The following is a 23,035-nucleotide window of genomic DNA, read 5'->3' as shown; positions in this document are numbered from 1 at the left end:
CCCCAGCATGCCACCTGTCGCACGGCCCGGCGACCGGATTTTTCAGTTGGCGTCACGGCCCCGCACGCGATGGAATGGGTCGGTGACCACTGCATCGCGACTCCTGACCCTGGCCGAGGACGTCCTCGACCTCCGCCTGCCGATCCGCCTGAGGGCATGGGACGGCTCCGAGGCCGGCGACCCCACCGGCCCGGTCGTGGTGATCCGCGACCGGCGGGCCCTGCGGCACATCCTGTGGCAGCCGGGAGAGCTCGGTGTCGCGCGTGCCTACGTCCAGGGCGACCTCGACATCGAGGGCGACCTCGGCGACGGGCTGCGCGCCATGTGGGCCGCGGTCCGCGAGGCCCGCGAGGCCGACCCGACTGCCGGTCGCCCCCGCATCCGCGCCCGCCACGCGGCCCGCGCCGCCGGACTGGCCGTGCGGTACCGGCTCATCGGTCGACGGCCGGCCATCCCCGCGTCGGAGGCACACCTCACGGGCGACCTCCACAGCCGCGAGCGGGACCGGGCGGCCATCAGCCACCACTACGACCTCTCCAACGACTTCTACGAGCTGATCCTCGACCCGAACATGGCCTACTCCTCGGGCTTCCACCACACCCCCGGCCTGACCCTCGAGGAGGCCCAGACGGCCAAGCTGCACCTCATCTGCCGCAAGCTGGGCCTCGAGCCGGGGATGCGGATGCTCGACATCGGCTCCGGGTGGGGCTCGCTGACGCTCTTCGCCGCCGAGCACTACGGCGTCCACGTGACCGGGGTGACGTTGTCGTCCGAGCAGCGCGACTACGTGCTGAAGAAGGCCGCCGAGCGCGGCCTGTCGGACCGTGTCGACGTGAGCCTGCGCCACTTCCGCGACCTGGGGGCCGCCGGTGTCGCCGACGGCACCATCGACGCCGTCGCGTCGGTCGAGATGGGCGAGCACGTGGGCGACGCCGAGTACGTCATCTTCACCGAGTCGATCCACCGGTACCTGCGGGCCGGCGGGCGCGTCATGATCCAGCAGATGTCGCGCAGCAACGACGCCGTGGGTGACCGCCCCGGCGGCGGCCCGTTCATCGAGACCTACATCGCCCCCGACATGCACATGAAGCCGCTCGCCAAGACGCTCGGCCTCATCGCCGACGCGGGTCTGGAGATTCGCGACGTCCAGGCCATGCGCGAGCACTACCCGCAGACGGTCGCCGCGTGGGCCGACAACCTGGAGGCCAACTGGGACACCGCCGTCGCCCTCGTCGGCGAGGAGATGGCGCGGGTCTGGCGTCTCTACCTCGTCGGCGGCTCGCTGGCGTTCGAGGAGAACCGGATGGGCGTCGACCAGATCGTCGCCGTCAAGCCGTCGACGTCGGGCGTCAGTGACATGCCGGCGACCCCGCTGGTCTGGTTGGCATGAGCAACGACCTGTCCACCACCGTCCTGACCCTCGGCGTCGGGCTGGCGGTGGTCGTCGCCCTGATGACCACCGGTCTGCTGCTCGCCCGCGCCCAGCAGAAGCTCACCGTCGTCGACACCCTGTGGGGCCTGGGGTTCGTCGCCGTGGCGATCGCCAGCACCGCGGTCTCGTTCGCCGGTGACGGGGACCCCGTCGTCCGCTGGATCCTGCTCGCGATGACCGCCGTCTGGGGCCTGCGGCTGGCGATCTACCTGCACCGGCGCAACCACGGCCAGGCCGAGGACCCCCGCTACGCCGAGCTGGCCGAGGCCGACGGCCGGTCGTTCAGCCGGGTCGCGATCAGTCGGGTGTTCCTGCCCCAGGGCATCGCGATGTTCCTCGTCGCGACGCCGCTGATGGTGGGGGTCAACACCGAGGACCCGGTCTGGGCGCTCGTCGTCGCCGGTGTCGTCGTCTGGGCCGTCGGGCTGTTCTTCGAGGCCGTCGGCGACGCCCAGCTCGCGGCGTTCAAGGCCGACCCCGCGAACAAGGGGCAGGTCATGGACCAGGGCCTGTGGCGGTACACCCGCCACCCCAACTACTTCGGGGACGCCTGCGTGTGGACCGGGATCTGGTTGGTGGCGGCCTCGTCGTGGGTGGGTCTGGCCACCGCGATCAGTCCGATCGCGATGACGGTGTTCCTCACCAAGGTCACCGGCGCCTCGCTCAACGAGAAGGGCATGCGCAAGACCAAGCCCGGCTACGAGGAGTACGTGCGACGCACGAGCGGCTTCATCCCGCTGCCGCCCAAGAAGGGCTGACCCTCCCCGGGGTCAGGCCGTGACGAAGATGTGGGCCGCCGCCTCGGCGTCGAGCTCGGCGGACTCACCCTGACGGGCGAGCACCACGCCGTCGTGCCCGCGGGTGACCAGCACGTCGTTGCCGGGCAACGCCCCGACCCGGCGCAGGACCGACATCACCTGGGTGTCCTTCTGCAGCTCCTCGGCGATCCGGCGCACGACGAGACGCACCGGGTCGGTGCCGGGACCGAGCGCCGCGGTGAGGGGCCGGACGCCGTGCAGGAACTCGTCGTCACCGGCGGCCTCACCCAGCTCGGCGAGACCGGGGATGGGGTTGCCGTACGGCGACTCCGTCGGGTGCTCCAGCAGCTGCACGAGCCGTCGCTCGACCTGCTCGGAGATGACGTGCTCCCACCGGCAGGCCTCCTCGTGCACGTACTCGAACTCCAGGCCGATGATGTCGGTGAGGAGGCGTTCGGCCAGCCGGTGCTTGCGCATGACGCGGGTCGCGAGCTGCCGACCCTTGTCGGAGAGCTCGAGGTGCCGGTCGCCCTCGACGCTCAGCAGACCGTCGCGTTCCATCCGGGCCACGGTCTGGCTGACCGTCGGTCCGGACTGGTGCAGCCGCTCGGCGATCCGCGCGCGCAGCGGGATGATGCCCTCCTCCTCGAGCTCGAAGATCGTGCGGAGGTACATCTCGGTGGTGTCGATCAGGTCGCTCACGCGTCCATTGTTCCACGATGTGCGCCGCGCCCGCGCACTCGACAGGATGAGGATCATGGGGACATCGGTGATGTGGTTCCGGGCCGACCTGCGGCTGCACGACAATCCGGCGTTGCGCGCCGCGGTGGAGGCGGGCCCTGACGGGGTCGTGCCGCTCGTGGTCCTCGACGACCACCTCTGGGGGCCGGGGGCCGGCGTGCGCACCGCCTGCTTCGCCCGACTGCTGGCCGAGTTCGACGAACGCATCGGCGGACTGCACGTCGTGCACGGCGATCCCGTGGCCGAGGTCGTCCGCGTCGCCCGGGCGGTCGACGCCGGCACCGTCCACGTGGCGGCGGCCCACACCCCGTACGGCGCCCGGCGCGACGCCGCCGTCGAACGCGCCCTGGCCGACCACGACGTCGCACTCGTCCGCACCGGCTCCGCCTACGCCGTCTCGCCCGGTCGCGTCACGAAGCCGGACGGCACCCCGTACCGGGTCTACACGCCGTTCCACCGAGCGTGGTCCGCCCACGGCTGGCGCGCGCCGGCGCCCGCCGTCCGGTCGGTGCCCTGGCTGCGGCCCGGTGGTCGGACCCACCGGATCCCGGAGGTCGCGGTGCCCGAGGGGGTCACCCTGCCGCCCCTCGGCGAGGAGGCGGCGAGGCGACGGTGGCGGGACTGGAAGGAGCAGGTCACCCAGTACGACGACGTCCGGGACCTCCCGGGGGTCGACCGGACCTCCCGCATGTCGGTCCACCTCAAGTGGGGCACCATCCACCCCCGCACGCTGCTCGCCGACCTCGACGGCCATGACAGCGACGGTGTCCGGTCGTACGTGCGGGAGATCGCCTTCCGCGAGTTCTACGCCGACGTGCTGCACCACCGGCCCGACTCCGCGCACGGCTACTACAACCCTGCCCTCGCGCGGATGGAGTACGACCGCCCCGGGGAGTCGCTGGACGCCTGGAGGACGGGGACGACCGGCTACCCGATCGTCGACGCCGGGATGCGCCAGCTCGCCGCCGAGGGGTGGATGCACAACCGGGTCCGGATGATCGTCGCGAGCTTCCTGGTCAAGGACCTGCACGTGGAGTGGACCCACGGAGCGGCCCACTTCATGGACCGGCTGGCCGACGGTGACCTCGCCTCCAACCAGCACGGGTGGCAGTGGGTCGCGGGGTGCGGCACCGACGCGTCGCCCTACTACCGGGTCTTCAACCCCACGACGCAGGGCAAGAAGTTCGACCCCGACGGCACCTACGTGCGCCGGTGGGTGCCGGAGTTGCGCGACGTGCCCGACCGGTTCGTGCACGAACCCTGGACGGCACCGACCCCACCGGACGGCTATCCGGCCCCGATCGTGGACCACGCCGAGGAGCGCCGCGAGGCACTGCGGAGGTACGAGGCCGTCCGGTGACGCGGCCGCGGGGTTAGGTTGACGCCATGGTGACGATCGCGCCCCGCTTCAACGGACCCGACCACTCCGGCAACGGGGGCTACGTGGCCGGCCTGGTCGCCGAGGCGCTGGGCCGCCCGGGCCCGGTCACCTCGACGTTGCGGCTTCCTCCGCCCCTGGCGACGCCGCTGGCGTGGGAGCACGGCGACGACGAGGTGCGACTCGAGACGCACGGCGGCGCGGTGGTGGGCACGGCGGTCCCCGGCGAGTTCAGCCGTGCGGCACCGGCCTTCGCCGACACCGTCGAGATCGCCGCGGGCCTCGCGGCCTACCCGGGCTTCCACCACCACCCGTTCGACCACTGCTTCACGTGCGGCACGGCCCGTGCCGCGGGTGACGGGCTGCGCATCTTCACCGGCCCCACGACGCCCGGCCGGACGGCGGGCAGCTGGTCGGTCCACCCCGACCACGCCGACGCCGGGGGCGCCGTCGGCACCCCGGTCGCCTGGGCCGGACTGGACTGCCCCGGGGGCTGGGCCGCCGACTTCACGCTGCAGCCGATGGTGCTGGGCCGGATGACCGCCGAGGTCGTCCGGCCACCCCGTGCCGGCGAGCAGCTGCACGCGGCCGGCGAGCTGCACGTGCGCGACGGCCGCAAGTTCCACACCTCGACCGCGCTGTACACCGCTGCCGCCGAGCTGGTCGGCCGGGCCGAGCAGACGTGGATCGAGATCGACCTGGCCCAGTTCGGCTGATCCAGTTCGGCTGATCCAGTTCGGCTGATCCGGACCATCCGGTTGGCACGATAGGTAAGCCTACCTATAGTGAGGTGTGCTCACCACCACCCGCCGGTCGGTCTTCGCCGACCTCGCGCGCCACGGGGACCGGGCGGCGTTCGTCACGACCGACCGGACACTGACGTACCGGGACCTCGCCGAGCGGGTCGACGACGTCGGCCGGCGGCTCGGGGCGACGCGGCGGCTCGTGGCCGTCCCGCTGCGCAACGACGTCGACTCGCTCTGCACGTACCTCGGGGCGGTGGCCGCCGGACACGCCGTGCTGGTCACGTCGCCGGACCGGGCCGCGACCGACGCGCTCACCGCCGCCTACGACCCGGACGTCGTGGCCGGCGAGCAGTGGCAGGTCCGGCGGACCGGGTCGGCCCACGACCTGCACCCCGACCTCGCGGTGCTGCTCTCCACGTCCGGGTCCACCGGCTCACCCCGCCTGGTCCGGCTCTCCGGGACCAACGTGCGGTCGAACGCCCAGTCGATCGCCGAGTACCTCCGGATCACCCCGGACGACCGGGCCCTCACGACCCTGCCGCCGCACTACTGCTACGGACTCTCGGTCGTGCACAGCCACCTGGTCGCCGGTGCCGGGCTCGTGCTCACCGAGGGATCGGTCGTCGACGACAGCACCTGGCAGCTGGCGGCCGCCGCCGGTGCGACCTCCTTCGCGGGTGTGCCGTACACGTTCGAGATGCTCGACACCACCGACTTCGCCGCTCGCGACCTGCCCCACCTGCGCCTCGTCACCCAGGCCGGCGGACGGATGGCGCCCGACGACCTGCGCCGGTGGTGGCACCTGGGTCGGCGTCGCGGGTGGGACCTCGTCCCGATGTATGGCCAGACCGAGGCCACGGCCCGGATGGCGTACCTGCCGCCCGACCTCGTCCCGACCCACGCCCACACCCTCGGCATCGCCGTGCCCGGCGGATCCTTCCGCCTCGACCCGGTGCCGGAGGCCGCACCCGGGACCGGCGAGCTGGTCTACCGCGGCGACAACGTGATGATGGGGTACGCCGAGCGTCCGACCGACCTGGCGCGCGGACCCGAGCTGGACGAGCTGCGCACCGGCGACCTGGCCCGCCGGCACGACGACGGCAGCCTGGAGTGGGTGGGCCGGCGTCACCGGATCGCCAAGTGCAGCGGCCTGCGGATCGACCTGGACCACCTCGAGCGCCGGCTCGACGACGCCGGGTTCGACACGCGGTGCGTCGCGGTCGACGACCGGCCGCACGTCCTCACGGTCCACCACGACGTCGACCTCGTCCGGCGCACCGCGGCCGACGTCACCGGGCTGCCGTCGCACCGGGTATCGGCCCACACGGTGGCGACCTACCCCCGCACCGACCGGGGCAAGGTGGACTACCCGGCCCTGACCACCGCCGCCCGCGACGCGGCCACCCGCGCGTCCGCCGCCCGGGTCGCCGGGCCCGCGGCCGTGCGGCACCTCGTGGCCGACCTGCTCGACCGGCCCGACGCCCGCGACGACCAGAGCTTCGTCGACCTCGGCGGCGACTCGCTCTCGTACGTCGAGGTCTCGGTCCGGCTCGCTGACCTGGGTGTCGACCTGCCTCCGGGGTGGCACCTGCGGCCCCTGGCCGAGCTGACGGCCGGACCCGCCGAGGCGCGACGAGGCGTCCCCGTCGACACGTCGGTGGTCCTGCGGGCGCTCGCCATCGTGCTGGTGGTCGGCAGCCACGGCAACCTCTGGGCCCTCGCCGGCGGCGCGCACATCCTGCTCGGCATCGCGGGCTACAACGCCATCCGCTTCCGGGCGGGCGCCGGGTCGACCCGGGCCCGCGTCACGGCCGGCCTGCGGTCACTCTCGCGGCTCGTCGTGCCCAGTGCCCTGTGGATCGGCGGGGTGGCCCTGGTGACGGGCATGTACGACCCGGCCACGGCGGTGTTCCTCAACGGCGCCCTCGGCGAGGACCGGTGGACCGTCCAGTGGCAGTTCTGGTTCCTCGAGGCGGTGGTCTGGACCCAGCTGGCCGTGGTGGTCGCCCTGGCCGTCCCGGCGCTCGACCGGTGGCACCGACGATCCCCGTTCTCCCTGGCCTCAGCCGTGCTGGCGGTCGCGCTCGCCGCGCGGTACCTGCTGGTCGGGGTGGAGGCCGGCCCGACCGAGCGCTACTCCGTCGCCGTGGTCGCGTGGTGCTTCGCCGCCGGGTGGGCCGCCGCCACGGTGCGGACCACCGGGCAGCGCGTGCTGCTGTCCGGCGTCCTGGCGCTCGCCCCGGTCGGCTTCTTCGGCGAACCGCAGCGCGAGGTGCTGGTCGGCGCGGGGCTCCTGGCCCTGTTGTGGGTGCCGCGGGTGCCGCTCCCGCGGATCGCCGCGCTGCTGGTGGGGCAGCTGGCCGGTGCGTCGCTGTTCGTCTACCTCACCCACTGGCAGGTCTACCCGCACCTGGAGGACGTGTCGCCCCCCGCAGCCGTGGCCGCCTCGTTCGTCGTCGGCGTCGCCGCGTGGCGCGGCTGGGAGGCGCTGACCGGTACGGCCGGCATCGGCCGGCTCCGCGGGCTCAGGACGGCAGCGCGACCGGCGGCCGGTGGCGCGGACGACGCGGTGCCCGTGCCGCTCGGACGCCGAGCAGGGTGAGCCCGGCGGCGGCCAGCACGACCGCCAGCGGGACGGCCGCCCCGCCCATGACCTCGAGGACCAGCCGACCGGCGACCGCGAGGGCCGACCCGCCCGCCACGTAGACCGCCGACCACAGGACCGATCCGGCCACCGACGCGACGACGAACGACCGGTACCGCAGCCCCGCGACCCCGGCCGCGGCCGGGGTGAGCACCCGCACCACCGGGACCAGGCGGGTCCAGAAGACCGCCGCCGCCCCGCGCCGCTCCAGGATCGCCAGCGCCCGGTCGTACGCACCGGTGCCGACCCGGCGGATCACCCGGGTCTCGCGCAGACGGGGCCCGAAGCGTCGTCCGAGCAGGTAGCCCACGTGGTCGCCCATGCAGGCACCGACCGCCACGCACGCGCCGAGGGCCAGCAACGACGGCCAGCTCGTCAGGGAGGCCGCCAGCACGACCACGACGGTCTCGCCCGGCACGACCGTGCCGACGCCGATGCCGGACTCGGCGAACGCCACGCCCAGACCGAGCAGCAGGACCGCCACCACACCGAGGTCGTCCATGCACCCACGGTGACGACGCCGGATGACACGGTGCCGGACACCGGATGTCCCTCAGGTGAACCCTGGCCGGCGGGCGTCAGGGCTGGAGGCGGGTACGACTCCAGCCCTCGTCGGTCCGCACGTACAGCAGGCGGTCGTGCAGCCGACCGGACCGGCCGTGCCAGAACTCCACCGAGTCCACCGTGATGCGAAAGCCACCCCAGTTGTCGGGCCGGCGCACCGGGTCGTCGCCGGCGGCGGTGGCGACCCACGCCAGGCGTTCCTCCAGCGCGGCCCGGTCCTCGATGGCCCGCGACTGCTCCGAGGCGCACGCTCCCAGCTGCGAGGCCCGGGGGCGGCCGGCGAAGTACGCGTCGGACTCGGCCGGGTCGACCCGATGGGCACGGCCCTCGATGCGCACCTGACGGTGCATCGGGTGCCACAGCATCGTGGCCGCCACGCGGGGGTTCGTGTCGATCTCGTGACCCTTGCGGGAGTCGTAGTGCGTGTAGAACACCGGCCCCCGCTCGTCCAGCCCCTTCAGCAGCACCGTGCGCACCGACGGTCGGCCGTCGGTCGTCGCGGTCGCGAGCGCCATGGCGTTCGGCTCGGGCAGATCCGCCGCGGCCGCGTCGTCGATCCACCGCCGGAACAGGGCGATCGGGTCGTCACCGGCCTCGTCCTCGGTGAGCCCGTCGCGCGGGTAGTCCGTCCGCATTCCGGCCAGATCGGGGGTCTCCATGCGCACACGGTAGCCGGGAGGGGCACAATGGCGGCCATGACTGAAGTGCACCACGGACTTGAAGGCGTCATCGCGTTCGAGAGCGAGATCGCCGAACCCGACAAGGAGGGTTCCGCCCTCCGTTACCGCGGCGTCGACATCGACGACCTGGTCGGGCGGGTGCCCTTCGAGAAGATCTGGGGCCTGCTCGTCGACGGCAGCTACGAGCCGGGCCTGCCCCCGGCCGAGCCGTTCCCGATCCCGGTGCACTCCGGCGACATCCGGGCGGACGTGCAGAGCGCGATCGCCCTGACCGCGCCTGCGTGGGGCATGAAGCAGCTGTACGACATCGACGACGTCCAGGCCCGCGACGACCTGGCCCGTACCGCCGTCATGGTGCTGTCCTACGTGGCGCAGGCCGCGCGCGGTGTCGGCCAGCCGATGGTCCCGCAGTCCGAGATCGACAAGGCCGGCACCATCACCGAACGCTTCCTCACCCGCTGGCGCGGTGAGGTCAACCCCGACCACGCCAAGGCCATCGACGCCTACTGGGTGTCGGCCGCCGAGCACGGCATGAACGCCTCCACCTTCACCGCCCGGGTCATCGCCTCCACCGGCGCCGACGCCGCGGCCGCGCTGTCCGGCGCGGTGGGCGCCATGTCGGGCCCCCTGCACGGCGGCGCCCCCGCGCGGGTGCTGACCATGATCGAGGAGGTCGAGAAGTCCGGCGACGCCGAGAAGTACGTCAAGGGCCTGCTCGACGCCGGCGAACGGCTGATGGGCTTCGGCCACCGCGTCTACCGGGCGCAGGACCCCCGTGCCCGCACGCTGCGCCGCACCGCCAAGGAGCTCAACGCCCCCCGCGCGGAGGTGGCCATCGCCCTGGAGGAGGCAGCGCTCAAGGAGCTCAAGGAGCGCCGTCCCGACCGGGTGCTGGAGACCAACGTGGAGTTCTGGGCCGCGATCGTGCTCGACTACGCCCAGATCCCGCCGCACATGTTCACCGCGATGTTCACCTCGGCCCGCACCGCCGGGTGGAGCGCCCACATCCTGGAGCAGAAGCGCACGGGCCGCCTCATCCGCCCGTCGGCCATCTACACCGGCCCGCCCACCCGTCGCGCCGACGAGGTCGACGGCTGGAACCCGGACTGGGCCACCGCCTGACCGACGGGCCGGCCACCCCGAGATGCGGGGCTTGGCCGGCTTGGGATGCTGGAGGGGTTGTCCACTCCCCACCCGAAGGAGCATCCGCATGTCCGCGATCCGTGACATCGCCCTCAACGACGGCGTCAGCATCCCCCAGCTGGGGCTCGGCGTCTTCCAGGTCGATCCCGCCGAGACCCAGGCGAACGTCGAGACCGCCCTGGAGATCGGCTACCGCCACATCGACACCGCCAAGATCTACGGCAACGAGGCCGAGGTCGGCGCTGCCCTGAGCGCGTCGGACCTGCCGCGCGAGGACCTGTTCGTCACGACCAAGCTGTGGAACAGCGACCAGGGCCACGACTCCACCCTGCGGGCCTTCGACACCAGCATGGAGAAGCTCGGTCTCGACGTGCTCGACCTGTACCTGATCCACTGGCCCACGCCGCAGAAGGACACCTTCGTCGACACGTGGAAGGCCTTCGAGCAGCTCAAGGCCGACGGCCGGATCCGGTCGATCGGCGTCTCGAACTTCCGGGTCGAGGACCTGCAGAAGCTGCTGGACGCGGGCCTGACGGTCCCGTCGGTCAACCAGATCGAGCTGCACCCGGCGCTGACGCAGACCGAGCTGCGCGCGTTCCACGACGAGCACGGCATCGCCACCGAGGCCTGGAGCCCGCTCGCCCAGGGCCAGGTGTTCGAGGAGCCGGCCATCACACAGGTCGCGCAGGCCCACGGAGCCTCCCCGGCGCAGGTGATCCTGGCGTGGCACCTCGCCCTCGGCAACATCGTGTTCCCCAAGTCGGTGACGCCGCAGCGGATCGCCGACAACTTCGCCGCGACCGACATCGAGCTGACGCCGGACGAGATCCGGTCGATCAGCGGCGTCAACCGCGACGAGCGCATCGGCCCCGATCCGGCGGCCTTCAACTGACCCGCGCCGGGTCGACGCGCCGGGGCCCTATCCTGACCGGGTGAAGGGATCGGTGGTGCGCGTACTGGCCGCCGTCGTGACGCTCGTGGCGCTGGCGGCGATCGCGCTGGGGCTCAGCTCACCGGACGGCGAGGTCACGTCGGCTCCGCGACCCACCGAGCCCGCCCCGACCTCAGCAGCGCCGACGCCCAGCGCCCCGACGCCCACCCCGTCGCCCACGCCCGAGCCGGTCTCCGCAGCACTCGCCCCACGCCTCACGGTGCCGACCGCCGCCGAACGGTGCGCCTCGACCACCGTGCAGGCCACCGAGGCGGTGCGGTCGGCCGTCGGTGACGAAGGTGTGCAGGCCGCCGTGTGCCAGGCGCTCGACTTCGTGTTCGACGCCCGCTACTCGGCCCTGTCGCTGCCGCGGCAGACCTACACGTCGGCCGACTTCGACGCCGCCCGCGGATTCCTCACCGAGGCCGCCCGGGACCGGGTGTACGCGTCCCGGGTCGCGGCGGTCGTGGCGGCGCCCCGCAGCGACCCCGCCCGGCGCGGCACCGGCCTGCTGCTCCTGGACGGACCCGATGCCGGGTCGGGCCGGGAGTTCTTCGGCACCGACTGGACCACCGACGGCTACCCCGACCGGCCGGTGTGGGTGGATCCGTCCTGGTCGCCCGTGCGCGTCGGCCTCGAGCGCGGCGGGGCGACACCCCGCCTGAGCGTGGCGGTCGAAACCGAGGCCGGCGCCCTGGTGTGGAACCCGGCCAGCAGCGCGGTGGAGCAGATGCGCATCGACACCGAGGGCACCTTCGGACTCGTGAGGACCGCCGACGGCTGGCGGATCGACACGTGGACCGTCTCGAGCAGCCGGCCACGGTTCACCGCCGCGCCCCCGGCCTGACCGCGCCTGATCCCGCCTGGTCTGCCCCGACACGCCGAAGGCCGACCATCCCCCCGAGATGGTCGGCCTGACGCGGTCCGCTGCGGACCGGCGGGAGCGGTGCTGCCTGCCCTCGTGGGCTGTCCCGGGCACCACCCTAGCGCACTTCATGGTTCTAAAGAACTATGGTTCACTGGTCACCATGGGTGGTGCCTCATCGGGACCTCCGGGACACCTGCGCGACTCTCCCTCACGTACGGACCATTCCCGCCCGGTGACATCGCCCCAGACGAGGCTCGCGCATCTCCCTGCGCGGGCCTCGTCGTCCGTCCGGGCCTCAGGCGTCGTACGCCGCGAGCAACCGGTCGGCCGCCTCGGCCGCGCCCAGGTCGCCCGCCAGGATGAGGCTGCGGACCTCCTCGCGCACCTCGCCGACCCCGGGATGCGTCCGCAACCGCTGGTCGAGCTCGTCGCGCACCAGCGCCCACGTGAAGTCCCACTGCTGGCCGGCCCGCTTCTCCGCGAGACCGCGGTCGCCCATGAAGGCGCGGTGTCGCATGACCCGGGACCACACGGTGTCGATGCCGGTGCCCTCCAGCCCCGAGCAGGTCAGCACCGGCGGCACCCAGTCGGCCGTCCCCGCGTACACGAGGCGCAACGCGCCGGCGAGGTCGGAGGCGGTCATCTCGGCCTCCTTGGCCCGCTCGCCGTCGGCCTTGTTGACGGCGATGACGTCGGCGATCTCCAGGATGCCCTTCTTGATGCCCTGCAGCTGGTCGCCCGTGCGCGCCAGGGTGAGGAACACGAAGGTGTCGACCATGCCGGCCACGGTGATCTCGGACTGACCCACCCCCACGGTCTCGACCAGCACCACGTCGAAGCCGGCCGCCTCGAGGATCGTCATCGCCTGGCTGGTCGCGCGGGCGACGCCGCCGAGGGTGCCGGCCGACGGGGACGGCCGGATGTACGCGTTCGGGTCGACGGCCAGCCGCGCCATCCTGGTCTTGTCGCCCAGCACCGAGCCGCCGGTGCGGACGCTCGACGGATCGACCGTCAGCACGCCGACGCGGTGACCCTGGCCGGTCAGGTGGGTGCCCAGCGACTCGATCGTCGTCGACTTGCCGACCCCCGGGACCCCGGAGACGCCCACCCGGACCGCTCCCCCCGCGTCCGGGGTGAGGCCCGTGAGCAGCTCGCGGGCCGCGGCACGGTGGTCGGCCCGCCGGGACTCGACGAGCGTGATGGCGCGGGAGATCGCCGGACGGCGACCCTCCCGCACCTCGTCGGCGAGCCGCTCGACGTCGATGTCGGTGCCGGGTGCCGACATCAGGACGCGGTCGTGCCGCGGAGCTTGTCGAGCAGCGACAACGCGGAGTCGGCGATGACCGTGCCGGGCAGGAACACCTCGGCCGCACCCATCTCCTTCAGCGTCGGCACGTCGTCGGGCGGGATGACACCACCCATCACGACCATGATGTCGGGCCGGCCGAGCTCGTCGAGCGCCCGCTTCAGCTCCGGCAGGAGCGCGAGGTGGCCGGCTGCGAGCGACGAGACCCCGACGATGTGCACGTCGGCGTCGATCGCCTGCTGGGCGACCTCCTCGGGCGTCGAGAACAGCGGACCCACGTCGACGTCGAAGCCCATGTCGGCGAATGCCGTGACGATGACCTTCTGACCCCGGTCGTGGCCGTCCTGACCCATCTTGGCCACGAGGATGCGCGGGCGGCGGCCCTCAGCATCCTCGAACTCGGCGGTGGCGTCGATGACGCGCTGGACGTTGCCCCCCTGGCCGGCCTCGGTGCGGTACACACCCGAGATCGTACGGATCACCGCCTGGTGGCGCCCGTAGACCTTCTCGAGCGCGTCGGAGATCTCGCCGACCGTGGCCTTCGCGCGGGCGGCGTCGATGGCCAGGGCCAGCAGGTTGCCGTCGAGCGATCCGTCGCTGGACGAACCCCGCTCGGCGCTGTTGGTGAGCGCCTCGAGGCTGCGGCGGACGTCGTCGTCGTCACGCTCGGCGCGCAACCGCTCCAGCTTCGCGAGCTGAGCGGCGTACACCGCAGCGTTGTCGACCTTCAGGACGTCGAGCGGGTCCTCGTCGCGCAGCCGGAAGGTGTTGATGCCGATCACGGCCTGCTGGCCGGAGTCGATGCGGGCCTGGGTGCGGGCGGCCGCCTCCTCGATGCGCATCTTGGGGATGCCGGCCTCGATGGCCTTCGACATGCCGCCGGCGGCCTCGACCTCCTGGATGTGCGCCCACGCGCGGTTGGCCAGGTCGTGGGTGAGCCGCTCGACGTAGTACGAGCCGCCCCAGGGGTCGATGCTGCGGGTCGTGCCGGACTCCTGCTGCAGCAGCAGCTGCGTGTTGCGGGCGATCCGGGCGCTGAAGTCCGTCGGCAGGGCGATCGCCTCGTCCAGCGCGTTGGTGTGCAGGCTCTGCGTGTGGCCCTGCGTCGCGGCCATGGCCTCGATCGCCGTGCGGCCCACGTTGTTGTACACGTCCTGCGCGGTGAGGCTCCAGCCGGACGTCTGGCTGTGCGTCCGCAGGCTCAGGCTCTTGGGGTTCTTCGGGTCGAAGTCGCTGACCAGCCGGGCCCACAGGGCGCGGGCGGCGCGAAGCTTGGCGACCTCCATGAAGAAGTTCATGCCGATCGCCCAGAAGAAGCTCAGCCGGGGGGCGAACGCATCGATGTCGAGCCCGACGTCCAGGCCCGACCGGATGTACTCGACGCCGTCAGCCAGCGTGTAGGCGAGCTCGAGGTCGTTCGTCGCCCCGGCCTCCTGGATGTGGTAGCCCGAGATGCTGATGGAGTTGAACCGCGGCATCTTCTGCGCCGTGTAGGCGAAGATGTCGGAGATGATCCGCATCGACGGGGCCGGCGGGTAGATGTAGGTGTTGCGGACCATGAACTCCTTGAGGATGTCGTTCTGGATGGTCCCGGCCAGCTGTTCGGGCTTCACCCCCTGCTCCTCGGCGGCCACGATGTACAGCGCCAGCACCGGCAGCACGGCGCCGTTCATGGTCATCGACACGCTCATCTCGTCGAGCGGGATGCCGTCGAACAGCGTGCGGGTGTCGTAGATCGAGTCGATCGCGACACCGGCCATGCCGACGTCGCCCTTGACGCGGGGGTGGTCGGAGTCGTAACCACGGTGGGTGGCCAGGTCGAACGCGACCGACAGGCCCTTCTGCCCCGCCCGCAGGTTGCGGCGGTAGAAGGCGTTGGACTCCTCGGCGGTGGAGAACCCCGCGTACTGACGGACGGTCCACGGCTGGGTCGTGTACATCGCCGGGTACGGCCCCCGCAGGAAGGGCGCGAGCCCGGGGAAGGTGTCGAGCGCGTCGAGGCCGTCGAGGTCGCCCGGGGTGTAGAGGCCGTGGATGCCGATGCCCTCGGGGGCGGGCCACGGTTCGGCCCCCTCCGTCGCGGCGGCGTAGGTCGCTGGGTCCGGCGCGGCGGGCTGCTCGGGGTCCAGTGGCAGGCCGGCGAAGCTCTCGGGGATGCTCATGCCGTCAGCTCCTCTCGGGTCCGGCGGAGGAAGGCCAGGGCATCGAGCCCCATGGCCACGGTGGTGTCGGCGTCGACGTCAGCCGTGCCGGCCAGGACGACGAACCGGGCTCCGGCGTCACGCAGTGCGGTGACGAGCTCGGCGCCCCAGTCGGCGTAGGCGGCGTCGTTGCCGGTCAGGCACACCACGGGGGCGCCGTCGTAGGCCGCGAGGACCTCGGCGGTGCCGGAGGTGGCGCCGGCCGCGACGGTGTCGATCCCGCCGGCGGCGAACAGGTTGGCCGCGAAGGTGGCGCGGGCGGTGTGCGCGGCGATCGGCCCCATCGTGGCCAGGAAGACCGGAGTGGACGCCGGGGCGTCGCGCATCTGCTCGAACTCGACCCCGTAGCGGTGCACGGCGGGCGCGGTCGGGTACGGCCGACGCTCGGGCTTGACCTCCGCCAGGTTCGGGAACTCGCTGACCCCGGTGATCGGGCGCTCGCGAGTGGCGATCTGCAGCGCCCGCTCCGAGACGGTGCGCTCGATGCCGGCCGCGATGGTGCCGTCGGCGATGGCGGCCACCACGCCGCCGGCGGACTCGATGGCCCCGAACGCCTCCCACGCGGCCCGGGCGACGTCGTCGGTGAGCTTCTCGGTGACGTGGGAACCGCCGGCCGGGTCGGTGACCTTGGCGACGTGCGCCTCGCTGATGAGCAGGCTCGAGGTGTTGCGGGCGATCCGGCGGCTGAACACCTCCGGCAGGCCCAGCGGCTCGTCGAACGGCAGCACGGTGACGCTGGTCGCCCCACCGACCCCGGCCGCGAAACCGGCCACGGTGGTGCGGAGCATGTTCACGTAGGGGTCGTACGCCGACATCATCGGCCGCGAGGTGACGGCGTGCTGCACCTGGCCGGCGGCCGCGCCGCTGACCCCGCTCAGCTCGGCGACCCGCGCCCAGAGGCGGCGCGCGGCGCGGAACTTGGCGATGGTCGGGAACTGTTCGTCGGTGGCCGCCAGCCGGAATTCCAGCAGCGAGGCCGCGGTGTCGACGTCGACCCCCGACCCGACGAGCGCCCGCAGGTAGGCGGCACCGGCGGCCGTGACGTAGGCGAGCTCCTGCACGTCGGACCCCCCGGCGTCGTGCACGGCGGTGCCGTCGACCACGACGGCGCGGGCTCCGACGCCCGAGGCCAGGTTCGCGACGTCGGTGGCGACCGAGAGGTCGGTGACACCCCGCCCGCGCACGGCGTTGCCGATCGGGTCGGCCCCCAGGTTGGTACTGGGCGCCGGGGTCAGGCCCCGGTCGGCCAGGACGTCGACGAGGACCTGCGCCGCCGCCACGGGGTCGTGGGGGGCGTCCAGCACGACGGGCGCCAGGTCGAGGAAGACCGGCTCGAGGATGCGCGGGAGGTCGGCTGCGTCGACGCCGTCAGGACCGACGGTGAGCCACAGCGAGTTCACGCCGTTCTCGAGGTCGGTCATGACGTGCTCGGCGGTGCGGTCACCGTCGGGGTCGGTGAACCACGCACGGATGTCCCAGGCCTGGTGCTCGCGGGCGGCGGCGGTGCCCCGGGTGAAGGGCGCCTGGCCGGGGAGACCGGGGTCGGGCAGGTCCGCCGTCTCGGCCGGGGTCCCGAGCGGGCTCACGGCGATGCCGTCGAGGGTGGTGCTGGTGAGCTCGGTCCACACGTCGCCGTCGGGGGCGTCGTCGGCGAGGCGACGGGACTTGCGCAGGACGGCGGCCGTGGCCTTCTCCCACTGCTCACGGGTCGCGTCCAAGCCATCGGCCAGGGGGACCGTCGGGTCGGGGGCGACGGACGACGATTCGGCTGCCATGGAACGCATCGTAGGGGGTCGGCACCGGGCCGGCTCCGGGAGGACGGGCCCACGGGGGTCCCGGACGCCCGCGGGCCGGTGCGAGAGACTGGCCGGGTGAAGATCCCCGCCGACCTGCTCCCCCGCGACGGCCGCTTCGGCTCCGGCCCCTCCAAGGTGCGACCCGAGGCGCTCGCCGCGCTGGCCGCCTCCGGCTCCTCCCTGATGGGCACGTCCCACCGGCAGCCGCCGGTGAAGCAGCTCGTCGGACGGCTGCGCGAGGGCCTGGCGCAGCTGTTCACCCTGCCCGACGGGTACGAGGTCGTGCTGGGCCTCGGCGGGTCGCACGCGTTCTGGGACGCGGCGACGTTCGGTCTGGTCAGCGAGCGCAGCCAGCACCTGGTGCACGGGGAGTTCACGGCGAAGTTCGCGGCCGCCACCACGGCGGCCCCGTTCCTCGCCGACCCCGACGTGGTCGAGTCCGCCTTCTCCACCCGGCCCTCGCCGCGCGCCGTCGCCGGCGTCGACGTGTACGCCTGGGCGCACAACGAGACGTCCACGGGCGTGATGGCACCCGTCGAGCGGGTGGCCGACGCCGACGACGGCGCTCTGGTGCTGGTCGACGCGACCTCGGGGGCCGGAGGGCTTCCGGTCGACGTGTCGCAGACCGACGCCTACTACTTCGCCCCGCAGAAGTCGTTCGCCTCCGACGGTGGCCTGTGGGTGGCGCTCATGTCACCGGCAGCGATCGAACGGGCCGAACGGATCAAGGCCGAAGGACGGTACGTGCCGGCGTTCCTCGACCTGCCGACCGCGATCGACAACTCCCGCAAGGACCAGACGTACAACACGCCCGCCGTGGCCACGCTGTTCCTCATGGAGCACCAGGTGCGGTGGCTCAACGGGCTCGGCGGACTCGACGCGGCCGTCGGCCGCACCACGGAGTCGTCGGGTCGGTTGTACGCGTGGGCCGAGCGGACGTCGTACGTGACGCCGTTCGTGCCCGACCCCGCCGACCGCTCGCTCGTGGTCGGCACGCTCGATCTCGACGGCGTCGACGCGGCGGCCGTGGCGGGCGTGCTGCGCGAGAACGGGATCGTCGACGTCGACGGCTACCGCGGACTCAAGCGCAACCAGCTGCGCATCGCGATGTTCCCGGCGATCGATCCCGACGACGTCACCGCCCTCACCCGCTGCATCGACCACGTCGTCGACCGCCTCTGACTCCCTCCCCGCCCCCCCTTCCCGCCTCCCCCTTTCCCCTTCCCCCCTTCCCGCTGGGAGTGACGATTCGGCCCTGATGTTCGCCATTCCGGGGCCGAAACGTCACTCCCAGCGGGAAGGTGCCGACGGGCGAGGTGGGGTGCCGTGCGGGACACTGGGCAGATGGGAGTGCGCGAGGTCCTCGGCCAGGTGATCTTCGAGCGCGTCGCCGGCGACGAGGGGCCCGCGCACCGCGAACGGATCCACGGCAGTCCCGGACCCCGACGGTTCGGGCCGGGCGACGCGATCGTGACCGTCCACGCCGACGCGTCGATGTTCATCGGCGGCATCCGCGCCCTGCTGCTGCAGTCGCTCCACCCGTTGGCGATGGCCGCCGTCGACGAGCACTCGGGCTATCGCGGCGACCCGTGGGGCCGCCTGCACCGCACCAGCACCTTCCTGGCCGAGACGACGTTCGCGACCACCGAGGACGCCGACCGGGCCATCCGGATCGTCCGTGCCGTGCACGGCCGGATCCATGGCACCGCCCCCGACGGCCGCCCCTACCGGGCGTCGGACCCCCACCTGCTGAAGTGGGTCCACGTGGCCGAGGTCGACAGCTTCCTGCGGGCCCACGACCGCTACGGCTCCACGAAGCTCTCGCCTGCGAAGCGGGACGAGTACGTGGCGCAGACCGCGGTCGTCGGCCGTGCCCTCGGGGCCGACCGGGTGCCCACCACGGTCGCCGAGCTGGAGCAGGCGCTCGCGGACTTCCGCCCCGAGCTGGCGGGCACCGAGGCAGCCCGGCGCACCGCTCGGTTCATCCTGGTCAACCCGCCGGTGCCGCTGGCGCTCCGGGCGCCGTACGGGGTTCTCGCGGCGTCGGCGATCGCGATGATGCCTCGGTGGACCCGGTGGCCGCTGCGGCTGCCGTACCTGCCGGTCGCGGAGGGCACGGTGGTCCGTGCGTCGGGCGAGGTGGCCACCCGGGCCATCCGGTGGGCGATGACCCCGCCCGAGCGCAGCACCACCTGACGACGGTCCGACGGTCCTCGCACCCGGCATCGGTGGGTCAGCAACCGAATCCGTCGGTCGTGCGGTACCTCACCCACCGCCCGTGCCCGGGAAGGGTTGCTCACCTACCGCCCCGGGTGGGTGGGGTGGGTCAGGGGGCGGAGGTGGCGTCGCGGTGGGCGTCGCGGTGCTCCTCGTAGATCCGTGCGTTGCGGTGCAGGTGGGCGATCTCGTCGTCGGTCAGCTCGCGCCGCACCTTGCCGGGCACCCCGGCGACCAGCGTGCGCGGCGGCACCTGCATGCCCTGCGGCACGAGCGCCCCGGCCGCCACGAGCACCTCGTCGCCGATGACCGCCCCGTTGAGCACCGTGGCGTTCATGCCGACCAGCACGTGGTCGCCGATCGTCGCGCCGTGGACGACCGCACCGTGGCCGATCGAGACGCCCTCGCCCAGCACCACCGGCTGACCGACGTCGACGTGGAAGACGCAGTTGTCCTGCACGTTCGACCGCGGACCCACCGTGATCGGCTCGTTGTCGGCGCGCAGCACCGCTCCGTAGAAGACGCTCGCGCGCTCCCCGAGGCGCACGTCGCCGACCAGGGTCGCGTTGGGTGCCGCCCAGGCGCCGTCGGCGAGCCGGGGCGTGTGTCCGTCGAAGGTGATCTCCATGCGGCCCAGCCAACCACGCGACCGGTCAGGTCAACCAGCGCGTCAGCGGGTCGATCGAGAAGTACACGACGAACAGGCCCGCGACGACCCACATCAGCGGGTGCACCGCCGCGGTGCGGCCCCGCACCACCTTGAGCAGGACGAAGGTGACGAACCCGGCCCCGATGCCCGCGGTGATCGAGTAGGTGAACGGCATCAGCACGATCGTGAGGAACGCCGGCAGCGCGATCTCGACGTCGTTCCAGTCGATGCCGCTGATCTGGCTCATCATCAGGAACCCGACGAACACCAGGGCCGGCACGGCCGCCTCGTTGGGGATGCTCTGCACGAGCGGCGCGAAGAACGTGGACGCCAGGAACAGCACGCCGGTGACGATCGCGGCCAGACCCGTGCGGGCACCGTCGCCGACCCCCGAGGCGGACTCGATGTACGAGGTGTTGCTGCTGACGCCCGCGGCGCCTCCCGCGACGGCCCCCAGCGAGTCGACGACGAGGATCCGCTGGGCCCGGGGCGGCGACCCCTCCTGGTCGTTGAGCCCGGCCTCGGCACCGATCGCCGTCATCGTGCCCATGGTGTCGAAGAAGTCGGCGAGCAGGAGCGTGAACACCAGCAGCGCGGCGGCCACCAGGCCCACCCGGTCGAACCCGCCCAGCAGCGAGAACTCACCCAGCAGCGACAGGTCCGGCACGTCGACGACCGAGTCGGGCCAGCCCGGCACGTTGAGGTTCCAGCCGATCGACCCGGCGTCGCCGAGGCTCGCCGGCGTGTCGGTGAACACCTGGATGATCCCCGCCAGCACGGTGCCCGAGACGATGCCGATGAGGATCGCCCCCGGGACCGCACGGGCGTGCAGCGAGATGATCAGCAGCAGCGTCAGGCAGAACACCAGCACGGGCCAGCCCGCGAGGTTGCCACCGATGCCCAGCCCCACCGGAGGGGCCGCGTTGCCCGTGGCGCGCACGAACCCCGCGTCGACGAGGCCGATGAAGGCGATGAACAGGCCGATGCCCACCGCGATCGCCGTCTTCAGCGGCGGCGGGACCGCGTCGAACACCGCCTTGCGGAACCCGGTCAGCACGAGCAGCAGGATGATCAGGCCCTCGATCACCACCAGGCCCATCGCGTCGGCCCACGTCATCTGCGACGCCACGGAGAACGCGACGAAGGCGTTGAGACCGAGCCCGGCGGCGAGCGCCAGGGGGAAGTTGGCGACGACCCCCATGAGGATCGACAGCACACCGGCGACCAGAGCCGTGCACGCCGCGATCGTCGCGAATCCCGACCCCGGCTCGGCGCCGCCGCCGAGGTAGAGGCCGTCCGCGTCGGGGACACCGGCCAGGATGATCGGGTTGAGCACGATGATGTAGGCCATCGTCAGGAAGGTCACGACGCCACCACGCACCTCCCGGCCGATCGTCGAACCGCGGTCGGTGATGAGGAAGAAGCGGTCGAGCGTCGTGGTCATGGGGCTCCTGCCGGGCCGGGTGCGGGACGACCGGCGAACCCGGTCACCGCCACATCATGGACGACGGCGGCCGCGCACCACCAGCAGGCCGACCAGGATCACACCGAGCGCCGCCAGGACGCCGATGACGACCGACGGGTCGACGCCGTCGGTGTCCTCGGGAGCATCGACGGTCGCCCCGTCCGCTGCGCCGACCCGCGGGGCGTCGCCCGACCGGGCGTCGTCGGCCTCCGGGGCGATGGCCGGCACCCGGGTCAGCGCGGAGCCCGTGCCCTCGCTGCCGACCAGGTAGGTGCCGGTGGCCTCGACGGCGATGGTCTCGCCCTGCTCCTGGAACGGCAGCTCCACCGCTCCGAGCCGCACGAAGTCCCGGTCGTACAGCAGCGCGGACCCGTAGGTGCGCACCACCAGGCGCTCGCCGTCGGGGTGGAACGCGGCGTCGGTGACCAGCCCCGGCATCGCCACCCCCACCGGTTCGGCCCGGTGGGTGGCACCGGGCGTGAGGTCGGCCGGCAGGCGGAACACCTCTCCGCCGAGCAGGCCCTTGGTGACCAGGTGCACGGGCCCGCCCGTCGGGTCGACCAGCAGGGCCTCGACGTCGCGTGGCCCGCCGGCGAAGGAGACCGGGAAGACCGTCGGGGTGACCCGGTCGTCACCCCCGGCCGGCTCGGGCAGCACGTACAGGGCGGTGTCGTCGCGCGCCGCCAGGTTGTCGCCGGTGTCGGCGACCCACAGGGTGCCGTCCGGTCCGACCGCCAACGCCTCGGGGTCGCGCCAGGCGACGCCGTCGAGGGTCGTGCGCCCGACGGTCTCGCCGGTCGACAGCCGCACGGTGAACACCACCGGGGCGCTTCCGGAGTCGTTGACGGTGTGGACCAGGTCGGGGTCGAGCGGGCTCACCGCCAGTCCGCTCGACTCGGTGATGTCCGGGTCGAGGAACCGGCTCACCTCCGTCGCCTCGGACGCGACGGCTGCCTCGGAGGAGTCGGTGAGCGCAGCGACGACCACGACCACGACCAGCGCCGTGAGCAGGCCGGGGATCAGCAGACGTCGATAGCGCGGATTCATCGGCCCTCAGCATGCCAGCCCACCGCGAGCGTGTGACGGCGGCGGTACGCTGGCCGGGTGACCGACGGCGACGACTGGACCATCCGCGAGGGGGACGGACCGGCCACGGTCGAGCGCAAGCTCGGCCACCGCGAGCGTGAGCGGCTCGAACGCGCCGCCCGCCGGCACGACTTCGGTCGGCCCGAGGTGACCGAGCTCGAGATCGGCAACACGACCCACCGCGTGGCCGAGGTCGAGCCCATGGACGTCGACGGCGTCCGCACCATGGTCGTCGGCACCATCGTGTGGGGCGTCGCCGCCCTGGCCCTCGTGCCGTTCGTCGGCACCCTCGAGGAGTCCGACCGCATGTGGTGGTTGTGGGCCGCGGTCGCCGGATTCGGTCTCGGGTGCATCGGCATCGAGTACTGCCGGCGGCGGCGCAACGCCCTGCGGATCCAGCCGGGCCGGCGCCGCGCCGCGATCGACTGAA

20 protein-coding genes are annotated in these 23,035 nt (G+C 72.8%); 11 read left to right on the top strand and 9 right to left on the bottom strand.

The window, feature by feature from the left end:
• The first annotated feature begins 82 nt into the window (after positions 1-82).
• Positions 83-1,390, top strand: a complete 1,308-nt coding sequence (locus HMPREF0063_RS01395) for an SAM-dependent methyltransferase (protein WP_007076856.1) — start codon at positions 83-85, stop codon at positions 1,388-1,390.
• Positions 1,387-2,190 carry a DUF1295 domain-containing protein gene (locus HMPREF0063_RS01390; RefSeq protein WP_007076855.1) on the top strand — a complete coding sequence of 268 codons (804 nt, stop codon included), beginning with the start codon at positions 1,387-1,389 and terminating at the stop codon, positions 2,188-2,190. Before HMPREF0063_RS01395 ends, HMPREF0063_RS01390 begins: the two co-directional genes overlap by 4 nt.
• 12 nt (positions 2,191-2,202) lie before the next feature.
• Here HMPREF0063_RS01390 and HMPREF0063_RS01385 read toward each other — a convergent pair whose 3' ends face one another.
• The gene (locus HMPREF0063_RS01385; protein ID WP_007076854.1) at positions 2,203-2,892 is read right to left on the bottom strand and encodes an iron-dependent transcriptional repressor DtxR; all 690 of its coding nucleotides are present in this window, start codon (positions 2,890-2,892) and stop codon (positions 2,203-2,205) included.
• Between the two features lie 55 nt (positions 2,893-2,947).
• Between HMPREF0063_RS01385 and HMPREF0063_RS01380 the strand changes: the two genes are divergently transcribed.
• From HMPREF0063_RS01380 to HMPREF0063_RS01370, 3 genes are all read left to right on the top strand, one after another.
• Entirely contained in the window at positions 2,948-4,291 is a 1,344-nt protein-coding gene (locus tag HMPREF0063_RS01380) for a cryptochrome/photolyase family protein (protein ID WP_040320017.1), read from the top strand.
• Between the two features lie 26 nt (positions 4,292-4,317).
• A complete protein-coding gene (locus HMPREF0063_RS01375) occupies positions 4,318-5,025 on the top strand; it encodes a hypothetical protein (RefSeq protein WP_007076852.1) in 708 nt (235 codons plus the stop codon).
• A gap of 76 nt (positions 5,026-5,101) precedes the next feature.
• Positions 5,102-7,657, top strand: coding sequence for an AMP-binding protein (locus HMPREF0063_RS01370; protein ID WP_007076851.1), 2,556 nt, complete (start codon positions 5,102-5,104; stop codon positions 7,655-7,657).
• Here the strand turns inward: HMPREF0063_RS01370 and HMPREF0063_RS01365 are convergent.
• Together HMPREF0063_RS01365 and pdxH are read right to left on the bottom strand one after the other, a co-directional pair.
• Positions 7,581-8,201 (bottom strand): DedA family protein, encoded by a 621-nt coding sequence (locus HMPREF0063_RS01365; protein WP_007076850.1) that lies wholly within the window; start codon positions 8,199-8,201, stop codon positions 7,581-7,583. The genes HMPREF0063_RS01370 and HMPREF0063_RS01365 overlap by 77 nt on opposite strands.
• 76 nt (positions 8,202-8,277) lie before the next feature.
• Complete coding sequence (pdxH, locus tag HMPREF0063_RS01360; protein ID WP_007076849.1) at positions 8,278-8,922, bottom strand: pyridoxamine 5'-phosphate oxidase; 645 nt, start codon at positions 8,920-8,922, stop codon at positions 8,278-8,280.
• 36 nt (positions 8,923-8,958) lie between these two features.
• On the opposite strand from pdxH, the gene HMPREF0063_RS01355 reads away from it, so the two are divergent.
• From HMPREF0063_RS01355 to HMPREF0063_RS17050, 3 genes are all read left to right on the top strand, one after another.
• Positions 8,959-10,065, top strand: coding sequence for a citrate synthase 2 (locus tag HMPREF0063_RS01355; RefSeq protein WP_040320016.1), 1,107 nt, complete (start codon positions 8,959-8,961; stop codon positions 10,063-10,065).
• 88 nt (positions 10,066-10,153) lie between these two features.
• Positions 10,154-10,978 (top strand): aldo/keto reductase, encoded by an 825-nt coding sequence (locus HMPREF0063_RS01350; RefSeq protein WP_007076847.1) that lies wholly within the window; start codon positions 10,154-10,156, stop codon positions 10,976-10,978.
• Between the two features lie 40 nt (positions 10,979-11,018).
• On the top strand, positions 11,019-11,864 hold the full coding sequence (locus HMPREF0063_RS17050; RefSeq protein ID WP_156794003.1) for a hypothetical protein: 846 nt from the start codon (positions 11,019-11,021) through the stop codon (positions 11,862-11,864).
• 316 nt (positions 11,865-12,180) lie between these two features.
• Here the strand turns inward: HMPREF0063_RS17050 and meaB are convergent, their stop codons facing one another.
• Genes meaB through HMPREF0063_RS01330 form a run of 3 tightly spaced genes read right to left on the bottom strand, consistent with a single transcriptional unit; the run spans position 12,181 to position 17,167 of the window.
• Positions 12,181-13,170, bottom strand: a complete 990-nt coding sequence (gene meaB, locus HMPREF0063_RS01340; RefSeq protein WP_007076845.1) for a methylmalonyl Co-A mutase-associated GTPase MeaB — start codon at positions 13,168-13,170, stop codon at positions 12,181-12,183.
• Positions 13,170-15,353, bottom strand: coding sequence for a methylmalonyl-CoA mutase (scpA, locus tag HMPREF0063_RS01335; protein ID WP_007076844.1), 2,184 nt, complete (start codon positions 15,351-15,353; stop codon positions 13,170-13,172). Before scpA ends, meaB begins: the two co-directional genes overlap by 1 nt.
• The gene (locus tag HMPREF0063_RS01330; RefSeq protein WP_007076843.1) at positions 15,350-17,167 is read right to left on the bottom strand and encodes a methylmalonyl-CoA mutase subunit beta; all 1,818 of its coding nucleotides are present in this window, start codon (positions 17,165-17,167) and stop codon (positions 15,350-15,352) included. Before HMPREF0063_RS01330 ends, scpA begins: the two co-directional genes overlap by 4 nt.
• Before the next feature lie 96 nt (positions 17,168-17,263).
• Here HMPREF0063_RS01330 and serC point away from each other — a divergent pair, with 96 nt between their 5' ends.
• Complete coding sequence (gene serC / locus HMPREF0063_RS01325; protein WP_007076842.1) at positions 17,264-18,370, top strand: phosphoserine transaminase; 1,107 nt, start codon at positions 17,264-17,266, stop codon at positions 18,368-18,370.
• Between the two features lie 162 nt (positions 18,371-18,532).
• Positions 18,533-19,384: an oxygenase MpaB family protein gene (locus tag HMPREF0063_RS01320; protein WP_007076841.1), complete on the top strand. Its 852-nt coding sequence runs from the start codon at positions 18,533-18,535 to the stop codon at positions 19,382-19,384.
• A 130-nt stretch (positions 19,385-19,514) separates the two neighbouring features.
• Here HMPREF0063_RS01320 and HMPREF0063_RS01315 read toward each other — a convergent pair whose 3' ends face one another.
• From HMPREF0063_RS01315 to HMPREF0063_RS01305, 3 genes are read right to left on the bottom strand one after another with little or no spacing between them, the layout of a single operon-like run.
• A complete protein-coding gene (locus HMPREF0063_RS01315; RefSeq protein ID WP_007076840.1) occupies positions 19,515-20,033 on the bottom strand; it encodes a gamma carbonic anhydrase family protein in 519 nt (172 codons plus the stop codon).
• Between the two features lie 25 nt (positions 20,034-20,058).
• Complete coding sequence (locus HMPREF0063_RS01310) at positions 20,059-21,498, bottom strand: NCS2 family permease (protein WP_007076839.1); 1,440 nt, start codon at positions 21,496-21,498, stop codon at positions 20,059-20,061.
• Positions 21,499-21,552: 54 nt separating this feature from the next.
• A complete protein-coding gene (locus HMPREF0063_RS01305; protein WP_007076838.1) occupies positions 21,553-22,566 on the bottom strand; it encodes an SdiA-regulated/phytase-like domain-containing protein in 1,014 nt (337 codons plus the stop codon).
• Positions 22,567-22,623: 57 nt separating this feature from the next.
• On the opposite strand from HMPREF0063_RS01305, the gene HMPREF0063_RS17045 reads away from it, so the two are divergent.
• On the top strand, positions 22,624-23,034 hold the full coding sequence (locus tag HMPREF0063_RS17045) for a DUF2530 domain-containing protein (protein WP_007076837.1): 411 nt from the start codon (positions 22,624-22,626) through the stop codon (positions 23,032-23,034).
• The last annotated feature ends 1 nt before the right edge of the window (position 23,035 follow it).

Origin of the sequence: Aeromicrobium marinum DSM 15272 (genome assembly GCF_000160775.2) — a bacterium.
Lineage (GTDB): Bacteria > Actinomycetota > Actinomycetes > Propionibacteriales > Nocardioidaceae > Aeromicrobium > Aeromicrobium marinum.
This window is presented reverse-complemented; position numbering and strand designations above follow the sequence as displayed.